General features: G+C 71.6%; 23 protein-coding genes and 1 pseudogene. 13 read left to right on the top strand and 11 right to left on the bottom strand.

Translation table 11 applies throughout. From position 1 onward, the window contains the following. Window positions 1–18: 18 nt before the first annotated feature. From QSK37_RS29450 to QSK37_RS29465, 4 genes are all read right to left on the bottom strand, one after another. Entirely contained in the window at window positions 19–609 is a 591-nt protein-coding gene (locus tag QSK37_RS29450; RefSeq protein WP_285627507.1) for a class I SAM-dependent DNA methyltransferase, read from the bottom strand. Then, window positions 606–1,313, bottom strand: a complete 708-nt coding sequence (locus QSK37_RS29455; RefSeq protein WP_285627509.1) for a PIG-L deacetylase family protein — start codon at window positions 1,311–1,313, stop codon at window positions 606–608. The genes QSK37_RS29450 and QSK37_RS29455 overlap by 4 nt, the downstream gene beginning before the upstream one ends. After that, window positions 1,310–2,203: an acyl-CoA dehydrogenase family protein gene (locus tag QSK37_RS29460; protein WP_285627512.1), complete on the bottom strand. Its 894-nt coding sequence runs from the start codon at window positions 2,201–2,203 to the stop codon at window positions 1,310–1,312. The genes QSK37_RS29455 and QSK37_RS29460 overlap by 4 nt, the downstream gene beginning before the upstream one ends. 241 nt (window positions 2,204–2,444) lie before the next feature. After that, window positions 2,445–3,248 (bottom strand): helix-turn-helix domain-containing protein, encoded by an 804-nt coding sequence (locus QSK37_RS29465; protein ID WP_285627515.1) that lies wholly within the window; start codon window positions 3,246–3,248, stop codon window positions 2,445–2,447. A gap of 93 nt (window positions 3,249–3,341) precedes the next feature. Between QSK37_RS29465 and QSK37_RS51510 the strand changes: the two genes are divergently transcribed. Then, on the top strand, window positions 3,342–3,782 hold the full coding sequence (locus tag QSK37_RS51510; protein WP_349498000.1) for an ATP-binding protein: 441 nt from the start codon (window positions 3,342–3,344) through the stop codon (window positions 3,780–3,782). 52 nt (window positions 3,783–3,834) lie between these two features. Further along, entirely contained in the window at window positions 3,835–4,200 is a 366-nt protein-coding gene (locus tag QSK37_RS51845; protein ID WP_285627521.1) for a helix-turn-helix domain-containing protein, read from the top strand. Here QSK37_RS51845 and QSK37_RS29480 read toward each other — a convergent pair. After that, complete coding sequence (locus QSK37_RS29480) at window positions 4,175–4,912, bottom strand: phytanoyl-CoA dioxygenase family protein (protein WP_285627523.1); 738 nt, start codon at window positions 4,910–4,912, stop codon at window positions 4,175–4,177. The genes QSK37_RS51845 and QSK37_RS29480 overlap by 26 nt on opposite strands. A 149-nt stretch (window positions 4,913–5,061) precedes the next feature. Between QSK37_RS29480 and QSK37_RS29485 the strand changes: the two genes are divergently transcribed. Beyond that, window positions 5,062–5,487, top strand: a complete 426-nt coding sequence (locus QSK37_RS29485; protein WP_285627587.1) for a VOC family protein — start codon at window positions 5,062–5,064, stop codon at window positions 5,485–5,487. Window positions 5,488–5,511: 24 nt separating this feature from the next. Here the strand turns inward: QSK37_RS29485 and QSK37_RS29490 are convergent, their stop codons facing one another. Next, entirely contained in the window at window positions 5,512–6,018 is a 507-nt protein-coding gene (locus tag QSK37_RS29490; protein ID WP_285627525.1) for a universal stress protein, read from the bottom strand. A gap of 111 nt (window positions 6,019–6,129) precedes the next feature. On the opposite strand from QSK37_RS29490, the gene QSK37_RS29495 reads away from it, so the two are divergent. Both QSK37_RS29495 and QSK37_RS29500 read left to right on the top strand, forming a co-directional pair. Beyond that, complete coding sequence (locus QSK37_RS29495; protein WP_285572983.1) at window positions 6,130–6,534, top strand: nitroreductase family deazaflavin-dependent oxidoreductase; 405 nt, start codon at window positions 6,130–6,132, stop codon at window positions 6,532–6,534. 191 nt (window positions 6,535–6,725) lie between these two features. Next, window positions 6,726–8,597 (top strand): elongation factor G, encoded by a 1,872-nt coding sequence (locus QSK37_RS29500; protein ID WP_285627527.1) that lies wholly within the window; start codon window positions 6,726–6,728, stop codon window positions 8,595–8,597. 11 nt (window positions 8,598–8,608) lie between these two features. Here the strand turns inward: QSK37_RS29500 and QSK37_RS29505 are convergent, their stop codons facing one another. Next, complete coding sequence (locus tag QSK37_RS29505) at window positions 8,609–11,290, bottom strand: helix-turn-helix transcriptional regulator (RefSeq protein WP_285627529.1); 2,682 nt, start codon at window positions 11,288–11,290, stop codon at window positions 8,609–8,611. 128 nt (window positions 11,291–11,418) lie between these two features. On the opposite strand from QSK37_RS29505, the gene QSK37_RS29510 reads away from it, so the two are divergent. Then, complete coding sequence (locus QSK37_RS29510; protein WP_285627532.1) at window positions 11,419–12,006, top strand: dihydrofolate reductase family protein; 588 nt, start codon at window positions 11,419–11,421, stop codon at window positions 12,004–12,006. Window positions 12,007–12,038: 32 nt separating this feature from the next. Here QSK37_RS29510 and glgC read toward each other — a convergent pair whose 3' ends face one another. Beyond that, on the bottom strand, window positions 12,039–13,274 hold the full coding sequence (gene glgC, locus QSK37_RS29515) for a glucose-1-phosphate adenylyltransferase (RefSeq protein WP_285627535.1): 1,236 nt from the start codon (window positions 13,272–13,274) through the stop codon (window positions 12,039–12,041). A gap of 71 nt (window positions 13,275–13,345) precedes the next feature. Here glgC and glgA point away from each other — a divergent pair, with 71 nt between their 5' ends. After that, on the top strand, window positions 13,346–14,572 hold the full coding sequence (gene glgA / locus QSK37_RS29520) for a glycogen synthase (protein WP_285627538.1): 1,227 nt from the start codon (window positions 13,346–13,348) through the stop codon (window positions 14,570–14,572). Here the strand turns inward: glgA and QSK37_RS29525 are convergent. Together QSK37_RS29525 and QSK37_RS29530 are read right to left on the bottom strand one after the other, a co-directional pair. Then, on the bottom strand, window positions 14,530–15,777 hold the full coding sequence (locus tag QSK37_RS29525) for an FAD-dependent monooxygenase (RefSeq protein WP_285627540.1): 1,248 nt from the start codon (window positions 15,775–15,777) through the stop codon (window positions 14,530–14,532). The genes glgA and QSK37_RS29525 overlap by 43 nt on opposite strands. Then, on the bottom strand, window positions 15,774–16,607 hold the full coding sequence (locus QSK37_RS29530) for an alpha/beta fold hydrolase (RefSeq protein WP_285627543.1): 834 nt from the start codon (window positions 16,605–16,607) through the stop codon (window positions 15,774–15,776). The genes QSK37_RS29525 and QSK37_RS29530 overlap by 4 nt, the downstream gene beginning before the upstream one ends. Before the next feature lie 78 nt (window positions 16,608–16,685). Between QSK37_RS29530 and QSK37_RS29535 the strand changes: the two genes are divergently transcribed. Beyond that, on the top strand, window positions 16,686–17,546 hold the full coding sequence (locus QSK37_RS29535) for an AraC family transcriptional regulator (protein ID WP_285627546.1): 861 nt from the start codon (window positions 16,686–16,688) through the stop codon (window positions 17,544–17,546). 19 nt (window positions 17,547–17,565) lie between these two features. Here QSK37_RS29535 and QSK37_RS29540 read toward each other — a convergent pair whose 3' ends face one another. After that, window positions 17,566–17,952, bottom strand: coding sequence for a hypothetical protein (locus QSK37_RS29540; RefSeq protein ID WP_285627549.1), 387 nt, complete (start codon window positions 17,950–17,952; stop codon window positions 17,566–17,568). Between the two features lie 166 nt (window positions 17,953–18,118). On the opposite strand from QSK37_RS29540, the gene QSK37_RS29545 reads away from it, so the two are divergent. The 5 genes and pseudogenes from QSK37_RS29545 to QSK37_RS51850 form a co-directional block, all read left to right on the top strand. Beyond that, entirely contained in the window at window positions 18,119–19,144 is a 1,026-nt protein-coding gene (locus QSK37_RS29545; RefSeq protein ID WP_285627590.1) for a helix-turn-helix domain-containing protein, read from the top strand. Between the two features lie 39 nt (window positions 19,145–19,183). After that, window positions 19,184–19,543, top strand: a complete 360-nt coding sequence (locus QSK37_RS29550; protein ID WP_285627552.1) for an SPW repeat domain-containing protein — start codon at window positions 19,184–19,186, stop codon at window positions 19,541–19,543. A 94-nt stretch (window positions 19,544–19,637) separates the two neighbouring features. Next, window positions 19,638–20,216, top strand: coding sequence for a TetR/AcrR family transcriptional regulator (locus tag QSK37_RS29555; RefSeq protein ID WP_285627555.1), 579 nt, complete (start codon window positions 19,638–19,640; stop codon window positions 20,214–20,216). An 83-nt stretch (window positions 20,217–20,299) separates the two neighbouring features. Beyond that, window positions 20,300–21,151, top strand: a complete 852-nt coding sequence (locus tag QSK37_RS29560; RefSeq protein ID WP_285627558.1) for a siderophore-interacting protein — start codon at window positions 20,300–20,302, stop codon at window positions 21,149–21,151. A 206-nt stretch (window positions 21,152–21,357) separates the two neighbouring features. Beyond that, window positions 21,358–21,481, top strand: a pseudogene (locus QSK37_RS51850) (IS701 family transposase); the annotation flags it as partial.

Here is a 21,481-nt window from a genome sequence, read left to right on the forward strand (position 1 = left end):
TCGCTCCCGCTCGGGTGATCACGTGAGGCCCTCGGCGGCGGCCACTGAGACCGGTTCGCCGTTCACGTACACCTCGGCGACGAAGTCGGCCTCCCGGTGTTCGGCGAGCCGGGCCAGGCCGGTGGCGGCCAGGGCCGCGTGCACCGCGTCGCCGGTCTGCGGGTAGTCCGCCACGGGGTGCCGCCAGTGCACGGCCAGCAGGGTGCCGTCCGGCTTGAGGGACTTGGTGGCCAGGTCGAGCACCCGGCCCAGGTCCGCCGTGCCCAGGTAGTACAGGAACTCCGAGAACACGATCAGGTCGAACGTTCCGTCCGGCCAGTCCTGCGGGAGCGTCCGCCGCTCCACCCGCGCTCCGGGCGCCCGCTCGCGGGCCTGCCGTACCGCCTCCGGCGAGACGTCGCAGGACAGGAGCCGGTCGCAGCGCGGCGCGAGCATCGCGGTGAGCACGCCGATCGAGCAGCCCGGCTCGAACGCGTCCTCGTAGTGCCGGCGCGGCAGCATCGCCAGGCTCAGCGCGTACTTGCGCTCCTCGTACCAGCGGCTCGTGAACCCCCACGGGTCGGACGAGGCGGCGTAGACGCGCTCGAAGTACTCCGGTCCGAGCGTCAATGGAAGAGCACCTCCCACGGCCGCGTGAAGTGCGCCACGACGCCCGGCGGCAGGATCGGCTCGGCGCCTTCGAACTGGCTGGTGAAGCAGTCGATCGCCGCCCGCTTCCGCTCACGGGCCGGCGGCGGCAACGGCACCCGTACGGCCCGTTCCCAGGGCAGCCGAGGGTCGCCGGGCCGCGCCCAGTGCCAGGTCCAGATGGGGAACCGCCACACCTGGCCGCCGCAGGCCAGCGCCGCGCGCCCCACGGCCTCGTGGTCGGCGTGCACGTCGTACTCCCACGGGGTGAGGCACGCGTCGAAGCCGTCGATCAGGCCGGGCAGCAGCCGGCGCAGCTCCTCGTCCTTCACGCCGCTGTCGGGCAGCCCCAGCCGTACGGTCTCGCACGCGCCGATGTGCGCCAGCGCGGCGGCCGACTCGGCGATCCGGCGGGCGGCGATCTCCTCGGGAGCGACGGCGGGGTGAGAGGCCTCGCCGTCGGTGACGGCGACGAGCCGCAGGCGTACGCCGCGGTCGGCGAGCATCGCCATCAGGCCGCCCACGCCGAGAATTTCGTCGTCCGGGTGCGCCGCGACCACGACGACGCTGCGCCACGCGGACGCGTCGAGGGCGGGCAGCTCGGCCAGGCCGTCCCACGCGCGCCACTCGTCCTCTGTCGTGCCGGGCGCGTCGATGGGGTTCGGCTCGATGGGGTCGGCGCTCACCAGTCGTCCCCGGTGACCATCGCGCCGAGGGCGGCCAGGTCGCGTTCGGCGTGGTGCTGGCGGATGTACACGGTCAGGTCCGCGACCCGCCGGGCGTGCGCCTCGTCGTGGGAGAGCGGTCCCGCGCCGAGAGCCCGGCCCGTACGGTCCAGCACCTCCGCCGCGACCTCGGCGACCAGGGACCGCACCCGTAGGGCGCGCGCCGCAGCCTGCTCCTTGTGGTCGAGCGGGTCCGCGTCGATCTCGTCCGCCGCCCGTTCCAGCGCGTCGCGCGCCGAGGTCAGCGCGATCTCCACCGCGCCCAGGTGCGCCAGCGCGTGCGGCTCGCGGACACCGAGCAGCGGACGGGCCACCGCACGGGCCCCGCCGTACCAGACCGCCGCGACCCCGACGCCCCCGTGATGGAACCCGGGCCGCCCGGTGTACCCGCCCGGCGGCCCGACCTGCTCGGCCGGAACGCCCTCGAACCGCACGTCGAGGCTGTCGCTGGCCGCCATGCCGGTGGCCGGCCAGGTGCCTTCGACCGGCTCGCCGGGCTCCACCGCGAACAGCAGGTCGCCGGCGGTGACCAGCGCCCGCGTGCAGACGCGGGCTCCGCTGCAGTACGGCTTGACGCCGCTGACCCGCCCGCCGTCGGCCTCCAGACTCGGCGGCTTGGCCGCCCACACGCCCCAGAGGTCGCCGGGGGCCGGTCGCGGCCCGTTCAGCTCGGCGAGGATCGCCAGAGCGTCGAAATGCCCCTCGCTGAGCCGGGCGAGGGAGAGATCCTCCTCAGCGAGCAGGGCGAACAGGGCCCAGCGCTCACGCGTCTCCCCGCTGCCGGGCAGCGGGACGCGCAGCCCGGCGACGTCGGTGAATCGTTGTTCGACATGTCGCTGCCATGGGGTCACGAGCCCTCCGCTACCCCGGTTTCGCCATCTCTAGCATCCGCCCGCTGAGGTCCACGCCACATCGGGCGCTCGCGAACACGCAGGTCGGGCCACAGAGGTCGGGGGGACGCGAGTGTCGGAAGTGGTTACTTCATCCCGAGAGACTCGGCCTCTTCCCGCGTGACGACCTTGCCTTCGACGCACTCAGTGCTTCCACTGCGGTTGCTCTTCCGCCATCCATCGTGGGTGACCTGCTTGTCCATCAGAGAGCCTCCATGATTCGCCGGATCATTTCTCGAGACGCTGATGCGGGTAATGCCGCCTGTCCGATTCGGTCGTACTGGAGTCCGTATTCCCGGACCTCATCGGTGGAGGCCACGAGCCTCCCTCCGCCTGGCGACTCGGTATAAGCGACATCTCCGTCCTTGCCCGATATGAGGGAAAATGATCCATCTATGCCAGCATGAGCCCCTGCGATCCGAGGCACAACCCGGAGGCTGACGTTGGGCAGATTGGACAGGTCCAGGAGGTGGGCAAGCTGCTTTCGCATCACCTCCGGTCCGCCGATTGGCCAGTCGATCACGTTCTCCGTGACGATGGCCCAGATCAGCGGTGGGTCAGTCCTCTTGAACACGTCCGCCCGCGCCATGCGCTTGCTCAGCGGGTCCTCGACGTCGACTATGCCCAAAGCTCGGAACAGTTCGGTGGCGTACTCCGGGACCTGGAAAAGGCCGGGCACCGTGATGGCCTGGTAGGTCTTGATCAGGCGGGCCTTGGCTTCGAGGTGGGCGTACTGCTTGAACCAGTCCGGGTCATGGCCCCGGCGAGCGAACCGCAGCAGCCGGGAGAAGTGGCCGCCGGTCTTGAATCGCACGTCGAGGGCGAGGGCCTGCTCGTCGGTGAGCTTCCTCCGCCCGGCTTCGATATTTGAAACATTCGGACCGCTGCTCTGGATGACCGTGGCCAGCTGATGCAGCGTGAGGCCGTATTTCTTCCGATAGAAGCGTACGTCGTGAGCCAGCCAGGCCCACAGCGACGAATCCGGATCGACCAGTTCATCGACCATGGTGACCCCTTTCGACTTTCCGTCCTTTAGAAAAGGTATCGCCGCCTCGCGTGATGGGGCCAGGCTTTCTTAAAAGAAAGCCAGGAGGCAAGTATGGACCGCTGTAACGCGCCACAATTCGGACTAATCCTGCATAATTCCGATAATCCACTTCGGCAGGAACGGTGCTTGCCGCCCTTTCTCGCCTCTGCCGGTGTGGCGCGTGACTTCGTCGCCTCCAGGCTTCGCCTTTGGGGGCGGTCACACCAGGTGGACGACGGTGTTCAGCTCGTCAGCGAGATGTTCAACAACGCTCTCATCCACGCGCCGAGTGCGGACTATGTCGTCGCCGTCGACTGGAACGGCGGAAGGGTTCGCCTTGAGATATGGGACTCGTCGCCGCACCGTCCGATCGTGCTCCCGATCGACTTCGAGCAGGAGCACGGGCGGGGCATGCACCTGATCTCTGCCCTCGCGGAGTCGTGGGGGTGTCACGTCGCAACCTCCGGCAAGTGCGTGTGGGCCATTCTCGCCGGCACGCCGAAGACTCCATGAATGCGAATGCCGTTCCCCTCTCTCTCCCGACGAACTGGATTGGTCTTCCTCTGTGCCTCCCCATAGCACTTCGCCCGATGATGATCTGCTCCGGCCGCGTGAGGTCGCCGAGATGTTCGGCGTACGCACGACGACGATCGCCCGATGGGCGCGCGACGGAATCCTCTCCGCCGTGGCGACGCCGGGCGGCCATCGCCGTTACCGCCGTGCCGAGATCACCGCGGCCCTGCGATCCGTCCGCTCTTCCGGACGAGAGCGAACCGAACAGGACGCCGTACGCCTGTACGACCAGGGGTGGTCGATCCGGCGCGTCGCCGAGGAGTTCGGCATGAGCTACGGAGCGATGCGCCGGCTCCTCGTGAACAACACCCGCCTGAGAGAGCGCGGAGCCGTCAGGCGGTCGCCGGGTGGGACCTGATCGGCTCGTAGTCCAGCCACGCGTCCTGGAGGAACGCGCTCCGGTGGGACGCGTGGTCGGTGTTGCTGAGCCGGAAGTACAGCGCGCGCCGCGTCTGGTCGGACTCGTAGTTGCCGCCGATGTTGTGGCCGAGGAGGTAGTGCGCGAGCAGCAGGTCGCCGGCGCGTCCGGTGATCTGCTCGGGCTCGGGCAGGTCGATCGGCGGGTAGGCGCAGAACATGCGCGGGCCGTGCTCGCGGAAGTACGCGGCATGGGTCAGATGGGTTCCCGGCCAGACCCACAGGTTGCCGGCGTTCTCCGTGAGCTGGTCGGTCATCAGGATCCCGGCCAGCAGGGTGAACGTGCCGCGGATCGGCCCGTCCTCCGGCTCGGCGTGGGCGGCGTCGATGTGCGGCCCGCCGGGGCGGTGGGAGTACGGCGGGATGTTCAGCGCGACCTGGACCTGCCAGGGGACGTCCAGCGTGCCACGGCCGGCCAGGTCCTCGGCGAGTCCGAAGGCCGGGCTGCCGGTCAGCGGCGCGATCAGGGCCGGCTCGTCCTTGGTCTCCAGGAAGTAGAAGTGCGGCCCGCGCTCGTCCTCGGCGGGCGGGTCGGCCGCGGCGACCTCGTCGATCCGCCGGGCCGCCTCGTCCAGGAGGTCGCCCGGCACCACCTGCGGGACCAGGACGTAACCGCGCTCGGCGAACTCCTTGATCTGCGCGTCGCTCAGCACCCGGCCGACCCTAGACAGCCACCCCGGCCGGCGGCGACCGAATTTCGTCGGGGCCGAAGACGATAATGGCTCGCCGGCTCCGTCTCAGGGGCAGGCGCGGCCACCGTGGCCGTACCAAGCGAAGGGGGCCCAGCGTGGCGATCCAGCGGATGGACAACGTTCTCATCGTCGTCGAAGACCTTGACGCGGTCATCGCGTTCTTCGTCGAACTCGGGATGGAGCTGCAGGGCAAGGGGCCACTCGACTGGCCTGGGGCCGAACGCGTCGTCGGGCTGAAGGACGTCCGCCAGGACGTCGCCATGCTGCGGACCCCGGACGGCCACAACGGGATAGAACTGGTGAAGTTCCACCAGCCGAGGGCCATCACCCCCGAGCCGAAGGACGCGCCGGCGAACACGCTGGGCATTCGTCGCGTCATGTTCGCCGTCGACGACATCGAGGACGTCATCGCCCGTCTGCGCACCCACGGCGCCGAACTCGTCGGCGAGCTGGAGCAGTACGAGGACGTCTACCGGCTCTGCTATGTCCGCGGCCCCGAGGGCATCGTCGTTGGACTGGCGGAGCAGCTCAACTGAAGGCCGACACCAAGATCCCCTCGTCTAGGGGACGACCGTCACCGGCCAGCGGCCCGCGCGGACCAGGCGGGAGGCGACCGAGCCGATGAGCCGGTGGCCCGCCTGCTCGGACGAGCCGACCACCACCATGTCGGCGTGCAGCTCGGTCGCGGCGTCGCGCAGTTCGACGAACGCGTCGCCGCGCCGTACGACGAAGGTGATCGGCACGGCGATCTCGTCGGCGCGTTCGCGGATCTGCGTGCGCAGCTCGTCGATCAGCTCCCCGAACAATTGCTCCTGCGCGGCGACCGCCGGCCCGGCCGACATGCCGGTCCACAGCGACGGCGCCGCGACGTACACGAACACCAGGCGGGACCGCTGGCGGCGGGCCAGCCCGGCGGCGTACGCGCCGGCGCGCATGGCCGTCGGCGAGCCGTCCACGCCGGCGAGGATCATCAGCGGACCGTCGGTGCCGCGCTCGAACACGCCCGGCGCCCACTCGGGTCCGTACTCCTCCACCAGCTGGACCGTCCCGGTCTCATCGGTGCTCACGAAGCCAGTATCGATCAACGGAGGCCGCCGGGCGACAACGGGCCCGGGGAAGGATCGCGGGTGCTCGTTGGTTGTGCGGCACGGAGATCTCGATCAGATGAGGTGAGGCACATGCTGTTCGGCCGCGAGCACGTCGAGCGCTACCAGGAGACCGACGGCGCCGAGGGGCACGACTGGCAGGGCACGACGACCCTGCTGCTCACGACGGTCGGCCGCAAGAGCGGGCAGAAGCGCACGACGCCGCTGATCTACCGCAGGAAGGGCGACGACGCCTACACGGTGATCGCCTCCAAGGGCGGGGCCGACGAGCCGCCGCTGTGGTTCACGAACCTGCAGGCCAACGCGGAGGTCGAGGTCCAGGTGTTGGGCGACAGGTTCGCCGCTCGGGCCCGTACGGCGACGCCGGAGGAGAAGCCCGAGCTGTGGAAGGCGATGGCCGAGACCTGGCCCGCCTTCGACGACTACCAGAAGAAGACCGAGCGGGAGATCCCCGTCGTCGTCCTCGAACGCGTCTGACGCGACCGTCCCGCCCGGCGCCGGGCGCGTCGCCCGGCGACCGGCGGGGGCCGCGTGAATTCCGTTGCCCTCCGGGCGGTCACCTGCTGTAATCCCGCTGTCAGGTAGCCGACCCACGGAGAGACCAATGCGCCAGGCGTCCATGTCCACACGCGAAGGAGTTATCGCCTACCTCAAGGACATGACGCTCGGTGACAACGCTCAACCTCGGGATTCTCGCGCATGTCGACGCCGGTAAGACCAGCCTGACCGAGCGGCTCCTCTACGCCGCCGGTGTCATCGAGGCGGTCGGCAGCGTCGACGACGGCAGTACCCAGACCGACTCCCTGGCGCTCGAACGACGGCGCGGCATCACGATCAAGTCCGCCGTCGTGTCGTTCCGTCTCGGCGACGCCACGGTCAATCTGATCGACACGCCCGGCCACCCGGACTTCATCGCCGAGGTGGAGCGGGTGCTCTGCGTCCTCGACGGGGCCGTGCTCGTGGTCTCCGCCGTGGAGGGCGTGCAGGCGCAGACCCGCATCCTCATGCGCACCCTGCGTCGCCTGCGCATCCCCACGCTCGTCTTCGTGAACAAGGTCGACCGGCGGGGCGCGCGGTACGACGGCCTGCTGCGGGCGCTGGCCGAGCGGCTGACGCCCGCGATCGTGCCGATGGGCCGGGTGCGCGGCCTCGGCACACGCCACGCGGCCGTCACCCCGAACGGCCCGGCCGACGAGGACTTCCGCGCCGCGCTCGCCGACCTGCTCACCCGGCGCGACGACGACCTGCTCGCCGCGTACGTCGAGGACGAGACGGCGGTCACCCACGCCCGGCTCGGCGGGGCGCTCGCCGCCCAGGTGCGGCAGGGGCTGGCGCATCCGGTGTTCTTCGGTTCGGCGATCACCGGGACGGGCGTGGACGCGCTGACCGCCGGCATCCGCGACCTGCTGCCCCGGGCCGGAGGCGACCCGGACGGCCCGGTCTCGGGCACCGTCTTCAAGATCGAGCGGGGCGCGGCGGGGGAGCGGATCGCCTACGCGCGCCTGTTCAACGGCACCGTCCGGGTGCGGGACGCGCTGCGGTACGGCGACAAGAGAGAGTCGAAGGTGACCGCGCTCAGCGTCTTCGACCGCGGGAGGGCGGTGCCGCGCGGCCGCGCCGGACCGGGGGACATCGCCCGGCTGTGGGGGCTCGTCGGCGTCCGGATCGGCGACTCGCTGGGCGAACCACCGTCCGGCGACGCCACCGGTCACTTCGCGCCCCCGACGCTGGAGACGGTGGTCGTGCCGCGCCGCCGGTCCGACCGGGGCGCGCTCCACGCCGCGCTCACCGAACTCGCCGAGCAGGACCCGCTGATCGGCCTCCGGCAGGACGACCTCCGCCAGGAGATCTCCGTGTCCCTCTACGGCGAGGTGCAGAAGGAGGTCATCCAGGCGACACTGGCCGGTGAGTTCGGCCTCGACGTGGAGTTCCGCGACACCACGACGATCTGCGTCGAGCGGCCCGCCGGCACCGGAGAGGCCGTGGCGGTCGGGCAGAAGGACGGCAACCCGTTCCTCGCCACGATCGGGCTGCGCGTCGATCCGGCCCCGGCGGGCTCCGGCACGCGTTTCGGGCTGGAGGTCGAGCTCGGCTGCCTGCCGTACGCCTTCTTCGCCGCGGTCGAGGAGACCGTGCGCGCGACGCTGCGGCGGGGGCTGAGCGGCCGGCAGGTCGTCGACTGCACGGTGACCATGACCCGGGCGGGCTACTTCCCCCCGGCCAGCACCGCCGGCGACTTCCGCGGCCTGACGCCGTCGGTGCTGACGGCGGCGCTGCGGCGGGCCGGCACGGTCGTCTGCGAGCCGCTGCAGCGGTTCCACCTGGAGGTGCCCGAGGACACGTACGGCGGGCTCGCGCCGGTGCTGGCCCGGCTGGGCGCCGTGCCGCGCACCACCGACGTGCACGGCACGGTCCGTACGGTCGAGGGCGAGATCCCGGCGGCACGAGTGCACGAGCTCGAACGGCGGCTGCCGGGGCTGACCCACGGCGAGGGCCTGCTCGAGTGCGCCTTCGAGCGGTACGCGCCGATGCGCGGATGACCGGGACGCGGTCAGTCTTCGGCGAGGTGCGGCGTGGCCAGCGCGGCGAGCTCGGTGCGGTTCGTGACGCCGAGCTTGGCGTAGACGTGGGACAGGTGGGTCTTGACCGTGCTGCGGCTCATGAACAGCCGCGCTCCGATGCCGGGGTTGCTGAGGCCCTCGGCGGCCAGCCGTACGACGCTGCGTTCGGCCGGGGTGAGCGCCGACCAGCCGCTCGACGGCCGCCGGCGCGGGCCGCGGGCGCGCCGGGCCCACTCGACCGCCGCGGGTACGTCGAGCGCACCGCCCTCGGCCCACGCGGCCGCGTACGCGGTCTCGCCCAGCGCCGCGCGCGGGCCCGGATCGGCGGGCACGGGGGCGAGGCCCATGTCGGTGCGCGCGCGGTCGCAGGCGGCGAACAGCCGGGTCGCCTCCGCGTGCGCCCCGGCCGCGACCGCGATCCGGGCGAGCGCGTCCAGACTCCCGACGCAGCCGAGCCACAGGCCGTGTTCCGCGCGCAACGCCAGGGCCTCGTGGTGCAGCCGCTCCGCGCCGGCCGGCTCGGCGAGGCGGGCCTGCCGTTCGAGCGCGTCGGCGATCACCCCGGGCATGCCGACCGCGCGGGCGACGGTGAGAGCGCGTTCGCAGGCGGACGCCGCGGCGGCGTCGTCCCCGGTGGCCTGGAGCGCGGCGGCGAGCCCGGTCAGGGTCTGCGGGGACAGGGCGGCCTCCTGACCGGCGCCGTCGCCGAGCCAGCTCGTCTCCGACCGGAACCAGGCGACCGCCTCATGCGGCCGGCCGGACCGCAGTTCGAGCTCGCCCATGGCCCGCGCCAGGCCGGGCACGAACGGCGGCCGCTCGGCGCCCTCGACCAGCCGGACCAGCGGGGCGAGGGCCGCACGCGCCTCGTCGAGGCGGCCGGCCGCCGTCTCCACGGTCGCCAGCACACTGGCGGCCGACCCGACGCGATGGTGGTCGGCGAGCGGGCGGGCCGTCCGTACCGCCTCGGCCGCGAGCGCGCGGGCCCGTTCGACGTCGCCGGTGTAGAGCGCCCCGCAGGCCCAGAACCCGAGCGTCGTCGAGGCGACACCGCGGTCTCCGCGCCGCAGCAGGCCCTCCGTCGCGGTCCGGAAGAGGTCCTCGGCCTCGTCGTGCTCGTCGCGCAGGTGCCGGATCATCCCCATGAGGGCGGTCGCGCCGTCGGCGACGAACTCCTCGCCGGACTCCCGCGCCTCGCTCCGCGCCGTCTCCGCCAGTTTCCAGGCGGTGTCGAAGTCTCCGAAGAACAGGCCGACGGCCCGGAGCAGCCGCGCCAGGCAGGCGGTCGCGACGTCACCGGCCTCGACCGCGATGTCCAGCGCCGTCGCCGCCGCGTCATGGTCCGGCCCGGCCGGGTGGGTCGTGTCGGCGACCAGCGCCAGGCCGGTCAGCAGGCGGGCCTGGAGCGCGGTGCGGTCGTCCGGCGCGCGGTCGACGGCCCGCCGCAGCAGTTCCAGGCCCTCGTGACCGCGCCCGTTCAGGTGCCACAGCCAGGGCAGGCCCGCCAGGAGCAGACGGCCGCGTCCGGGATCGTCCCGGGACAGGCCCCACGCGGCGGCGGCGCACAGGTTCTCGTGCTCGGCGCCGACGGCGGCGCGCCAGGCGTCCTTGTCGCGGGCCAGCAGGGGACGGACGTCGTCCGTCAGCGCCAGGTACGTGTCGAGGTGCCGGTCGCGGACCCGGTCGGCCTCCTCCGATGCCTCCAGCAGCGCCACGGCGTAGGCGCGGACCGTCTCGGGCATGCGGTACCGCGCGACGCTGCCTCGCGTGTCCGCGACGACCAGCGACTTGTCGACGAGCCGCCCCAGACCGGCCAGCACCGACATCCCGTCGAGCGGGCCGAACCCGCAGACCCCGCGCGCCGCGTCGAGCGTGAAACCTCCGTGGAAGGCCCCGAGACGGCGGAACAGGGTCCGGTCGTCCTCCTCCAGCAGGTCGTGGCTCCACGCCATCGACGCGGCGAGCGTCTGGTGCCGCGCCGCGACGCCGCGCGGGCCCCGTACGAGGAGGGAGAACCGGTCGTCCAGGCCCTGGAGGATCTCCCGGGCCGACAGAGTGCCGGACCAGGCCGCGGCGAGCTCGATGGCGAGCGGGATGCCGTCGAGCCGCGCGCAGGCGGTGCGCACCGCGTCCCGGTCCGGCGCCGGCACCGGTCCGGCGCGCTCCTCGAAGAGCGCGACCGCGTCCTCGGCGCCGAGCGGCGGAACGCGCCAGACGACCTCGCCCGGCAGGCGGAGCGGTTCGCGGCTCGTGGCCAGCACCGTCACGCCGGGGCAGGCGCGCGTCAGCGCGGCGGCCAGCTCCGCGACGGCCTCGACGACGTGTTCGCAGTTGTCCAGGCACACGAGCATCCGGCGGTCGCCGAGCTGCCGGGCCAGCGAGGGGATCGCGTCCCGGTCCGCCGCCGGGAGGACCCCGGCGGCCGTCGCGACCAGCTCGGGAACGATGAGGGCGTCGGCCGTGGTCGTCAGATCCGCCCAGCAGACCCCGTCCGGCCGGCGTACGGCCTCCGTCGCCGCCGCCTCGATCGCCAGCCGGGTCTTGCCGCAGCCGCCCGGCCCGGCGATGGTGACCAGCCGCGCGTCGCCCAGGGCGGCGGCGAGGGCGCGCAGCTCCGGTTCGCGGCCGACGAAGGTCGTCGGCGGAACCGGGAGGTCAGGTCGGATCGCGGACATCTCGGCACAGTCTGCCAGCCGCCCTCACCCACCCGGGCTCCCGGCATCGGCCAGGTGGCCGATGTTCCGCGTCGCGCGCTCCGCCAGCATTGAACACGTCACCGAGAGAACACCTAAGGAGATTCGAAATGGGCAAGGTCATCGCGAACATGTCGATGTCGCTGGACGGCTTCATCGCCGACCCCGCCGACGGGATCGACGAGCTGTTCGGCTGGATGGGCAGCGGCGAGGTGGAGGTGCCCACCGCCGTGGAGTGGGCGACGTTCCGCATGTCGCCGGCGAGCGCGGCGTACATGCGCGAGTCGATGGCGAGCGTCGGCGCCCTCGTGGCGGGCCGGCACCTGTTCGACATCACGCACGGCTGGGGCGGCACCCACCCGCTGGGCGTGCCGGTCGTCGTGGTCACCCACGAGCCGCCGGCCGACAAGCCGAACCCGGACACCTTCACCTTCGCCGACTCGGTCGAGAGCGCGGTGAAGGTCGCCCGCGAGGCCGCGGGCGACAAGAACGTCGTGATCGCCAGCGCGAAGATCGCCCAGCAGTGCCTCGACGCCGGGCTGCTGGACGCGATCCACGTCGACCTGGTGCCCGTGCTGCTCGGCACCGGCGTCCGGTGGTTCGAGAACCTCGCCACGGCGCCGGCCCGGCTGGAGGGCCCGGAGGTCATCGAGGGACAGGGCGTGACCCACCTGGCCTACAACGTCCGCCGGTCCTGAGCGTCCCGTGCCGGGGGCCGCGGCCCCCGGCGTCAGCCCGGGATGATCTGGTTCTTCTCGATCACGCGGACGCCGTTCGGCGTGACGGTGAAGCGCTCCTGGTCCTCTTCCAGGTCCACGCCGATCCGCGCGCCGTCGGGGACGCTCACGTTCTTGTCGATGATGGCGTGCCGTACGACGGCGCCGCGCCCGATCCGTACGCCGTCCATGAGGACCGAGTCGCACACCGACGCGCCGGAGTCCAGGTGGACGTCCGGCGACAGGATCGACCGCTCGGCCGTGCCGCCGGACAGGATCGCGCCGGGGGAGACCATCGAGTCGACCGCGTACCCGCGCCGGCCCTCCTCGTTGAAGACGAACTTGGCCGGCGGAAGCGGGTCGTGGCCCGAGAAGATCGGCCACCGCCGGTTGTAGAGGTTGAAGATCGGGTGCACCGAGATCAGGTCCATGTGCGCCTCGTAGAAGGCGTCCAGGGTGCCGACGTCGCGCCAGTAGCCCCGGTCACGGTCGGTGGAGCCGGGCACCTGGTTGTCGGCGAAGTCGTACACCTGCGCCTGCCCGGCCTCGACCAGCTTGGGGATGATGTCCCCGCCCACGTCGTGCCGGCTCGCGGTGTCCAGCGCGTCCCGCTTGACGATGTCGATGAGCACGCGGGTGTCGAAGACGTAGTTGCCCATCGAGGCGTAGATCTGGTCGGGCGCGTCGGGCAGGCCGACGGCGTCCTTCGGCTTCTCCCGGAACGCCGCGACACCGCGCCCGTCGGGGCCGGTCTCGATGACGCCGAACTGGTCCGCCAGCGACAGCGGCTGGCGGATCGCCGCGATCGTGACGCCCGCGCCGGACGCGATGTGCTGGTCGACCATCTGCCGCGGGTCCATGCGGTAGATGTGGTCGGCGCCGAACACCACGACGTGGTCGGGGCAGTCGTCCTCGATGAGGTTGAGGTTCTGCAGGATCGCGTCGGCCGAGCCGGAGAACCAGCGGGGGCCCAGCCGCTGCTGGGCCGGCACCGGGGTGACGTAGTTGCCCAGCAGGGTCGACATACGCCACGTACGGGAGATGTGCCGGTCGAGGCTGTGGCTCTTGTACTGCGTCAGCACCACGATGCGCAGGTAACCGGCGTTGGCCAGATTGGAGAGCACGAAGTCGATGAGCCGGTACATGCCGCCGAAGGGCACCGCCGGTTTGGCCCGGTCGGCCGTCAGCGGCAAGAGTCGCTTGCCCTCGCCACCCGCCAGCACCATGGAAAGGACCTGAGGCGTCGCCATGGAGTGACCATAACCGCCCAGGTCACCCCCGGAACAGACGTGATGGGATCTTTCGCTCTACCCTACTGAGCATGCGCGTCGATCTGCTCAGCCGTGAGTACCCGCCGGAGGTCTACGGCGGCGCCGGGGTGCACGTGGAGTACCTCGCGCGGGAGCTGCGCGCGCTCTGCGACGTCCGGGTGCACGCCTTCGGCGCCGAGCGCGACGAGCCGGGCGTCTCCAGCCACCGCGTTCCCGACGGCCTGGAGTCGGCCAACGCCGCACTTCAGGTGCTGGGCGTCGACCTGGAGATGGCCGCCGCCTGCGCCGGCGCGGACCTCGTCCACAGCCACACCTGGTACGCCAACCTGGCCGGACACGTCGCCAAGCTGCTGCACGGCGTCCCGCACGTCGTCACCACGCACAGCCTGGAGCCGCTGCGGCCGTGGAAGGCCGAGCAACTCGGCGGCGGGTACGCGATCTCCTCGTGGGCCGAGCGCACCGCCATCCTCGCCGCCGACGCGGTCGTCGCGGTCTCCGAGGGCATGCGCCGCGACGTGCTCGCCTGCTACCCGGAGGTCGACCCCGAGCGGGTCACCGTGCTGCACAACGGGATCGACACGGCGCAGTACGCGCCCGACCGCGGCACGGAGGTGCTGGAGCGGTTCGGCGTGGACCCCGGCCGGCCCTCGGTGGTGTTCGTGGGCCGGATCACCCGGCAGAAGGGGCTGCCGTACCTGCTGCGGGCGGCCCGGTCCTTCGACCCGTCCGTGCAGCTCGTGCTCTGCGCCGGAGCGCCGGACACCCCCGAGATCGCCGCCGAGGTCGACGCGCTCGTCGACGGCCTCCGCCGCGAACGCGACGGAGTCGTGTGGATCGCGGAGATGCTGCCCCGCCCGCAGGTCGTCCAACTGCTCAGCCACGCGAGCGTGTTCGCCTGCCCGTCGATCTACGAGCCGATGGGCATCGTGAACCTGGAGGCGATGGCCTGCGAGGCGCCGGTCGTGGCCACCGCGACGGGCGGCATCCCCGAGGTCGTCGCCGACGGGGAGACCGGGCTGCTGGTGCCGATCGAGCAGGTCGCCGACGGTACGGGCCTGCCGGTCGACCCCGAGCGTTTCGTCGCCGACCTGGCCGAGCGGGTCAACGCGTTGATCGCCTCGCCGGACCGCGCCGCGATGGGCCGGGCGGGCCGCCGCCGGGCGGTCGAGCACTTCTCCTGGGCGCGGATCGCCGAGCGCACCCGCGAGCTGTACGCCGGGCTCGTCGACCCGCCCTACTCGACCCGGGCTCTTGGCACGGCGGGCGACGGCGGGTAGTCGTCGACCGTCATGGAGTTGTAGAGACGTGCGCTTCCGGTGGTGAGGCGGAGGAGCGCGCGGCCGGGGCCCGCGGGGAGGGCGGAGATCAGGCGGGCGCCCTGGGCCAGTCCGGACACGCCGAGGCGTGAGGTGGGGATCAGGGTCCTCGCGGCGCTCAGCGCGACCGCGCGGCTCGCGCGCACGTGGTCCGCCATCGCACGCTCGTACGCGGGGAACGCGACCTCGTGGTCGCCGTCCGCCCGTGCCAGCTCCCCGGCGAGGACGTACGCGCCGACGACGGCGAGGGTGGTGCTGCCGCCGACGGCCGGGCCGGGGCAGTAGCCCGCGTCGCCGACGAGCGTCACCCTCCCCCGTGACCAGGTGTCCATGTGGAGCTGGCTGATCGAGTCGAAGTAGAACGCCGGGGTGCGGTCGAGCTCCTCCAGCCAGCGGTCCACGTCGGGGTGAAGGCCGGCGAACGCCTCGCGCAGCAGCTCCTTCTGCCGGGGAACGTCGCGGTGGTGGTGGTCGAGTTCGCGCTCGCTCCGGAACAGGAACAACGCCCGCGCGTCGCCGAGGTGCCGCGCGCCGTACATGCCGGCCGTGCGGCCGACGCCGACGTGCATGAGGAGTTCGCCGTCGAGGCCGGCGGTGTTGGGCAGGGACAGCACCCCGAAGTAGGCCCCGATATGGCTGCTGAAGCGAGACTCCTCGCCGAAGGTGAGGCGGCGCACGTTGGAGTGCAGCCCGTCCGCGCCGACGACGAGGTCGAAACGGCGCGGCGGGGCGTTCTCGAACCGCACCTCGCCGTCGGGCGAGATCGTGGTGATCGAGTCGTCGAAGACGTACTCGACGTCCTCGCGTGTGGCGTCGTAGTAGATCTCGCTCAGGTCGTCGCGCATGACCTCGACGTGCCGGTCGGAGGCGGCGCTGAAGATCTTGGAGAGGTCCGCCCGGACGGGACGCCGCGCGCCCTCCCGATGGACGGTCATCCGGTTCGTGCCGGTGGCCCGCTCCTCGACGCGCGGCAGCACGCCCATCTTCTCCGAGATGTTCATCGCGGGCCGGAAGAGATCGACCGCGTGGCCGCCGGTCTTGCGCAGACCCGACGCGCGCTCGACGACGGTGACGGAGAAGCCGTGCCGGGTGAGCCAGTACGCCAGCACCGGGCCGGCGATGCTGGCGCCGGAGACGAGAACCCGCTTGGCACCCCTCGTCCTCATTCGGTCCCCCGTACGGTGAAGGCCAGCAGAAGGGCGGCGGTCCGCGGCGGGTCCTCGAGCAGGGGCGAGTGCCCGAGACCGGGCAGCAACTCGACCCTCGCGCCCGGAACGGCGCGGTAGTCGGCGGCGGATGAGGATCGCCATCGGCGGTCGTCCTCGCCGAAGATCACCAGCAGCGGCTTGCCGAGGACCGCCAGCCGATCCGGCAGCGCCTGCTGCTCCAGGTAGGAGGTGGTGGCCCGCATCGTCGCCATGAGCGTGTGGTGGGTCATCCCGCGCGCGTCGTCCAGGAGCTCTTCGGGGATCTGGTAGCCCGCGCGGCTGAAACCGGTGCTCGCGAACAGCCGGAGCTGCTCGTCCGTCGGCGGCCACTGCGAGGGCGCGGCCGTCTCCGGTGCGATGAAGGCGTTCAGGCCGGGTCCGGTGTTGATGAGCGCGAGCGCGGTCACCAGGTCGGGCCGCTGTTCGGCGAGGGCGGTGGCGGCCGCGCCGCCGCTGGAATGACCGACGACCACGGCACGCTCGACGCCGAGCCGGTCCAGTACCACGCCGGCCCGGCGTGCCTGGTCCGGGAGCGCGTAGCCGCCGTCGGCGGGTTCGGAGGACCGGCCGTGCCCGAGCAGGTCGATCCGGATGAGGCGGTGAGATCCGGCCAGCAGCGGAACCAGCGCGTCCCATGAGCGGGTCGAGGACGCGGTCCCGTGGATGAGCAGGAGTGCGGGGGCGTCGCGGGGGCCGTCCTGGCACACGTGGATGTCGCCGTCGTCCAGCGACAGGGTCGTGGTCCCGGCGCCGCCGTTCACGTACGGACCGCCGTCAGAAAGGGTCATGAGCCCACTGTCGTCTCCGGCACGCGCCGGAGGATTGGACAAATGTTCCCCTCGAACCGACTCCCGTAGCATGGGACGGTGCGGACGTTCGTGCACGGTGCGGCGGTGTGGGATGTCGCGTGCCCGCGGCGGCCCAGCCGGGTGGCCGGGGTCACCATGGCCGGGTTCCGGGTCCGTGACCTGGACGAGCTCAGGATGGTCCCGCATCCGGCCGTGACGGTGCTCCTGGAGTTCGGCGCCGGTTCGCCCGTCCTTGGCAGTGCGGCCGGGCGGCAGCAGCGGGGGAGCCTCGTCGCGGGGCCCGGGCTCGGCTCCGGAGGTGCGCTCCGGGCGCGGGGACAGAACGTCGAGTGCGTGCAGGTGCGCCTGTCCCCGGTGATCGCAGGCGCGGTTCTGGGCGCCTCGCCCGCCGACCTCGACGGCGCCGTCGTGCCCCTGGGTGACCTGTGGGGCCGGGAGGCGGCACGGATCCGCGAGCGGCTGAGCGATGTCTCGTCGTGGCAGGAGCGCTTCGCGTTGATCGACGCGCTGCTCGCCCGCCGGTATGAAGAGGGGCCACCGGTGGACCCGGAGGTGGCCTGGGCCTGGCACCGGATCGTCGGCAGCCGCGGCCTGGCCCGGGTCGACGGACTCGCGGCCGAGGTCGGGTGGAGCCGGAAGCGGCTGTGGTCCCGGTTCCGGTCGCAGCTCGGCCTGCCGCCCAAGCGCGCCGTGAGGCTGGTCCGCTTCGACCATGCCGCCCACCGTCTGGTCGCGGGTGACGGCGCGGCCCGGGTCGCGGCCGACGCCGGCTACGCCGACCAGTCCCACCTGCATCGGGACGTCATGGCGTTCACCGGGGCGACCCCCGCGACCGTGGCCGCCGAGCCGTTTCTCGCCGTCGACGACATCGCATGGCCCGGCCGCGGAACACTCGCGAACGAGCCGGCGCGGAAGTAGCGGGCGCTGTGCTCAGGGATCAGTAGTACGGCGTGCAGCTTTTCGCGCGTCCCCGCTGCTGCACGCATGCGTGCGAGAGCATGCCCCAGTCGTTGACCGAGGTGGTGACGACGTGCGGGTTGTAAGCCGCAGCGGTCGCCCCGGAGACCTTGTTGTACACCCAGATCTCCCATCCGGGAGAGTCGTCCCAATCGATCATGTACGCGCGTACATAGTGGCAATTCGAGTTGTATTGAAGGGCGACCTCATCTGCCCCGGATCGTGCGGTGTGAACGGTCCGCCAAGACGTGCACGCGGCACGGGTGGTAGCGGCGGGGGTGGTGGCGGCCGCGTTCGCGGGGGCGGCCGTCACGGTGAGCAAGCCGATGGCCGCAATCGCACCCGCGGCCATGCCTTTCCTGATCATTTCACTTCACCTTTCGGTCATGGCGGGATCGCCCACATCAGGGTTTTCCACGATGTATTGGCTGAGACGATTTGATTGTCTGCTGGGAGTGACTCGAAGGTCATTGGCGCTGAGCGCACGAATCATTGACGTGGAGGGCAACGGCAACGGGAGGTGATTCCGGTTGATGGAGGTGTGCAGTTCCGACGTACCGGTCGCCGACCGATTCGACTGGTGGTGTGAGCTGACGGCTCAGGACCTGGTGCCCACACGGTTCGCCGTCGACTCGGTGGCGGATTTCCGGACCTCTGCGCGGCAGCTGGAGCTGGGACGTCTCACCGCGTTGGTGCTGGAGTGCTCCGGGGTGCGATCGGTGGTGCGCACCCACCATCTGGTCCAGCGTTCGGACCCGGAATGGTGGGAGCTGATGCTGGTGCTCGAGGGCTCCTATTGGATCGAGCAGGGTCGTAACCGGGCTTGTCTGGAGGCCGGCGACCTGGTGATGTACGACACGTCCCGGCCGTACGAATCAGGTGCCATTCGTGGCGTAGGCGACACCCATTCCGTGATGCTGCACCTACCGCGGCAGGCCCTGCCGGTTCCGGAGCAGGCGCTTCGGAGTCTGGTGGCGCGGCCGATGCCGTCGCGAGCGGGAGCGGGGGTCCTCATGGCCCGATTCCTCGAAGGGCTCGCCGAACAGGCGACCGTGCTTCGGCGCGGCGTGACCGACCGGCTGGAGTCCGCGGCCATCGGTCTCGCGACGGCCTTCCTCGCCGGCCTGACCGATACGGAATGCCAGATTCCGCCGCAGACCCGGCAGCAGGCACTCCTGCAGCAGATCAAGACATTCGTATTCGGCAACCTCCACGACCCCGACTTGTCGCCTGCGATGATCGCCGCGGCACACCATATTTCGGTGCGGTACCTCCATCACCTGTTCCACGAGGACGGGCGGAGCCTCGGCGAACTCATCCGCCGGCAACGCCTTGAACGCTGTCGCGCCGACCTCGCCGACCCACGGCTGATCAACCGGACCGTCGCGGACGTGGGCGCGCAATGGGGCTTCCAGGACGCCGCGACCTTCAACCGGGCGTTCAAGGCGGCGTACGGAGTTCCTCCCGGCGAGCACAGACGACGGATCGCCGACCTGAGACGCACATCACATTCCTCCGTGGGGAATCGATTGACCGGGCGGCCAGTTATGACGAGGTGATTGACCGTCCGGCCAGTCAAACGAGACGGAGGTGGCATCATGAAAGCCTGGACTCGATGGCAGGACTGGGTGGCGTTGGTCGCGGGTCTGTACGCGGCTCTTTCTCCGATCTGGGTCGACACCACGCACGAAGGCGGAGCCGTGGCCTCGCTGATCGTTCTGGGTGCGCTGCTCGTGGTCACGAGCCTCGTCTCCCTCGCCCGCGCGGCCGGTGCCGTGACGGAGTGGCTGATCGCTCTCTGGGGCGTCCTGCTCTTCGTCGCCCCCTGGGTGATCACTTACACGTCGCACAGCGGTGCCGCGTGGACCTCCTGGATCGTCGGTGTCATCGCCGTACTGGCCGGCCTCGGCGTCGGCGTCACCGGCGACCTGACGCACCGCCGGGCCGTCACCCACTGATCCCCACCGACACACGTACCCTGACGAGGGGCCGGGCGGGCAGCCCGGCCCCTCGCCGTATCCCCGGAGAGCCGTATCTCAGGGAGGAGTCCCCATGCCCGGCACCTCACGCGTCCGGTCGGCCGAGGACAGCCGGGCGCGCATCCTGGACGCGGCCGAGGCGCTCTTCGCCGAGGAGGGGTACGACGCCACGCCCACGTCGCGTATCGCCGAGCGCGCCGGCGTCTACAAGGGGCTCGTCTTCCACTACTTCGCCCGCAAGATCGACATCCTGCTGGCCCTCGTCGACCGGGTGCCGATCGAGCAGATCGCGTCGCTGGAGACCGAGGTGGTGCCGGGCGACGTCCCCGCGACCCTGCGCAATGTGGCCGCCGACTTCGACGTCTGGTACACCCGGTCGTCCGGGGTGCGGCTCATCCTGTTCCGCGAGGCGGCCACCCACCCCGAGGTCAGCGGGGCGCTCGCCGAGGTGAACGCCAAGCTCATCGGCCTCGTACGCCGGGCCGTCGACGGCGCGCTGGCCGACCCCGCGGTGCCCGAGGGCCGACGGACCGCCGCCGCCACCACCTTCGCCGTCGCCCTGCTCAACCACGCGCACTGGCGCGACGTCGGCCTGCCGGCGTTCGACCTCGCCGGCATCGCCGACCTTCTCGGCGCGGGGCTCGCCTCGTAGCGGCGCGCGTTTGCCGCAGGGGATAACCTGTCACACAGGGGCGTTAGTTAGGTTGACCTAAGCAACCCGTTGAGGAGTCTTCGATGGCGAACGACCGACCGGCCCGCAAGGGCAGAAAGCTGACCCGGGCGAAGGTCCTGCGGGTCCAGTGGATAACCCCGCACATGATCCGCCTGGTCATCGGCGGTGAGGGCCTCGCCGGCTTCGGCGCGGGCGCGTTCACCGACCACTACGTCAAGCTGCTGTTCCCGGTGCCGGGCGTGAGCTACCCCGAGCCGTTCGACATGGACGTCATCCACCGTGACCTGCCCCGCGACCAGTGGCCCCGCACACGTTCCTACACCGTACGGAGCTGGGACCCGCACGCGCTGGAGATGAGCATCGACTTCGTCTACCACGGCGACGAGGGCCTGGCCGGCCCGTGGGCCGCGGGGTCCCAGCCGGGAGACGACGTGCTGTTCCTCGGCCCGGGCGGCGCCTACCGGCCGTCCCCGGAGGCCGACTGGCACCTGCTGGTCGGCGACGAGAGCGCCCTGCCGGCCATCGCCGCGTCTTTGGAGGCCCTGCCGCCGGGCGCCCCGGCGCGGGTGTTCGTCGAGGTGTCGGGCCCGGGGGAGGAGCAGGAGCTGACCACCCGGGGCGACGCGAAGCTGGTGTGGCTGCACCGCGGCGACGCGCCGGTCGGCGACGCGCTGGTCGAGGCGGTGCAGGAGCTGGAGTTCCCGGACGGCGAGGTGCACGCGTTCGTCCACGGCGAGGCGGGCTTCGTCAAGCGCCTGCGCCGCCACCTGCGCGTCGAGCGCGGCGTTCCGCTGGAGCAGCTGTCCATCTCGGGCTACTGGCGATACGGCACCGACGACGAGGGCTGGCGCGCCGGCAAGCGCGAGTGGAACCGCCAGATCGAGGAAGAGGAAGCCGGGAGCACGGCCGGCTAGGGCCTGTCTCAAAGCCCCGCTGTCCTACTGCGCGGTGTCCAGACGACGCCTCGCCGCGTTGTCGTCGGTCGCCAGCCAACACCAGGCTGACTCCCTCCTCCGCCTTGCGACGCGCCGCCTGGACGCCGCTCGCTACGGACGGGGACTTCGAGACAGGCCCTAGTAGTGCTTTGTTACGTTTGTGATCTTGGTGGCGATGATCTTGTGTGAGGTCTGGGGAGATCACCGCGGTCCGGTCGCGGTTGGAGGAGTTCGCGGCTGAGGTGTTCGCGGGATTGCCGCGGTCGGATCAGCGCGCCACGGGTGGGCTGTATGTGCGGGGTTTGCTGC

Source organism: Actinoallomurus iriomotensis (assembly GCF_030269445.1).
In the GTDB taxonomy this organism is placed as follows: domain Bacteria; phylum Actinomycetota; class Actinomycetes; order Streptosporangiales; family Streptosporangiaceae; genus Actinoallomurus; species Actinoallomurus iriomotensis.

Coding starts and splice junctions, on each gene's coding strand:
- QSK37_RS29545 (WP_285627590.1), top strand. CDS start 18,119: ATGGAGGTGTGCAGTTCCGACGTACCGGTCGCCGACCGATTCGACTGG.
- glgA (WP_285627538.1), top strand. CDS start 13,346: ATGCGCGTCGATCTGCTCAGCCGTGAGTACCCGCCGGAGGTCTACGGC.
- QSK37_RS29540 (WP_285627549.1), bottom strand. CDS start 17,952: ATGATCAGGAAAGGCATGGCCGCGGGTGCGATTGCGGCCATCGGCTTG.
- QSK37_RS29485 (WP_285627587.1), top strand. CDS start 5,062: ATGGACAACGTTCTCATCGTCGTCGAAGACCTTGACGCGGTCATCGCG.
- QSK37_RS29495 (WP_285572983.1), top strand. CDS start 6,130: ATGCTGTTCGGCCGCGAGCACGTCGAGCGCTACCAGGAGACCGACGGC.
- QSK37_RS29530 (WP_285627543.1), bottom strand. CDS start 16,607: ATGACCCTTTCTGACGGCGGTCCGTACGTGAACGGCGGCGCCGGGACC.
- QSK37_RS29465 (WP_285627515.1), bottom strand. CDS start 3,248: ATGGTCGATGAACTGGTCGATCCGGATTCGTCGCTGTGGGCCTGGCTG.
- QSK37_RS29550 (WP_285627552.1), top strand. CDS start 19,184: ATGAAAGCCTGGACTCGATGGCAGGACTGGGTGGCGTTGGTCGCGGGT.
- QSK37_RS51510 (WP_349498000.1), top strand. CDS start 3,342: ATGGACCGCTGTAACGCGCCACAATTCGGACTAATCCTGCATAATTCC.
- QSK37_RS29560 (WP_285627558.1), top strand. CDS start 20,300: ATGGCGAACGACCGACCGGCCCGCAAGGGCAGAAAGCTGACCCGGGCG.
- glgC (WP_285627535.1), bottom strand. CDS start 13,274: ATGGCGACGCCTCAGGTCCTTTCCATGGTGCTGGCGGGTGGCGAGGGC.
- QSK37_RS29505 (WP_285627529.1), bottom strand. CDS start 11,290: ATGTCCGCGATCCGACCTGACCTCCCGGTTCCGCCGACGACCTTCGTC.
- QSK37_RS29555 (WP_285627555.1), top strand. CDS start 19,638: ATGCCCGGCACCTCACGCGTCCGGTCGGCCGAGGACAGCCGGGCGCGC.
- QSK37_RS29510 (WP_285627532.1), top strand. CDS start 11,419: ATGGGCAAGGTCATCGCGAACATGTCGATGTCGCTGGACGGCTTCATC.
- QSK37_RS29525 (WP_285627540.1), bottom strand. CDS start 15,777: ATGAGGACGAGGGGTGCCAAGCGGGTTCTCGTCTCCGGCGCCAGCATC.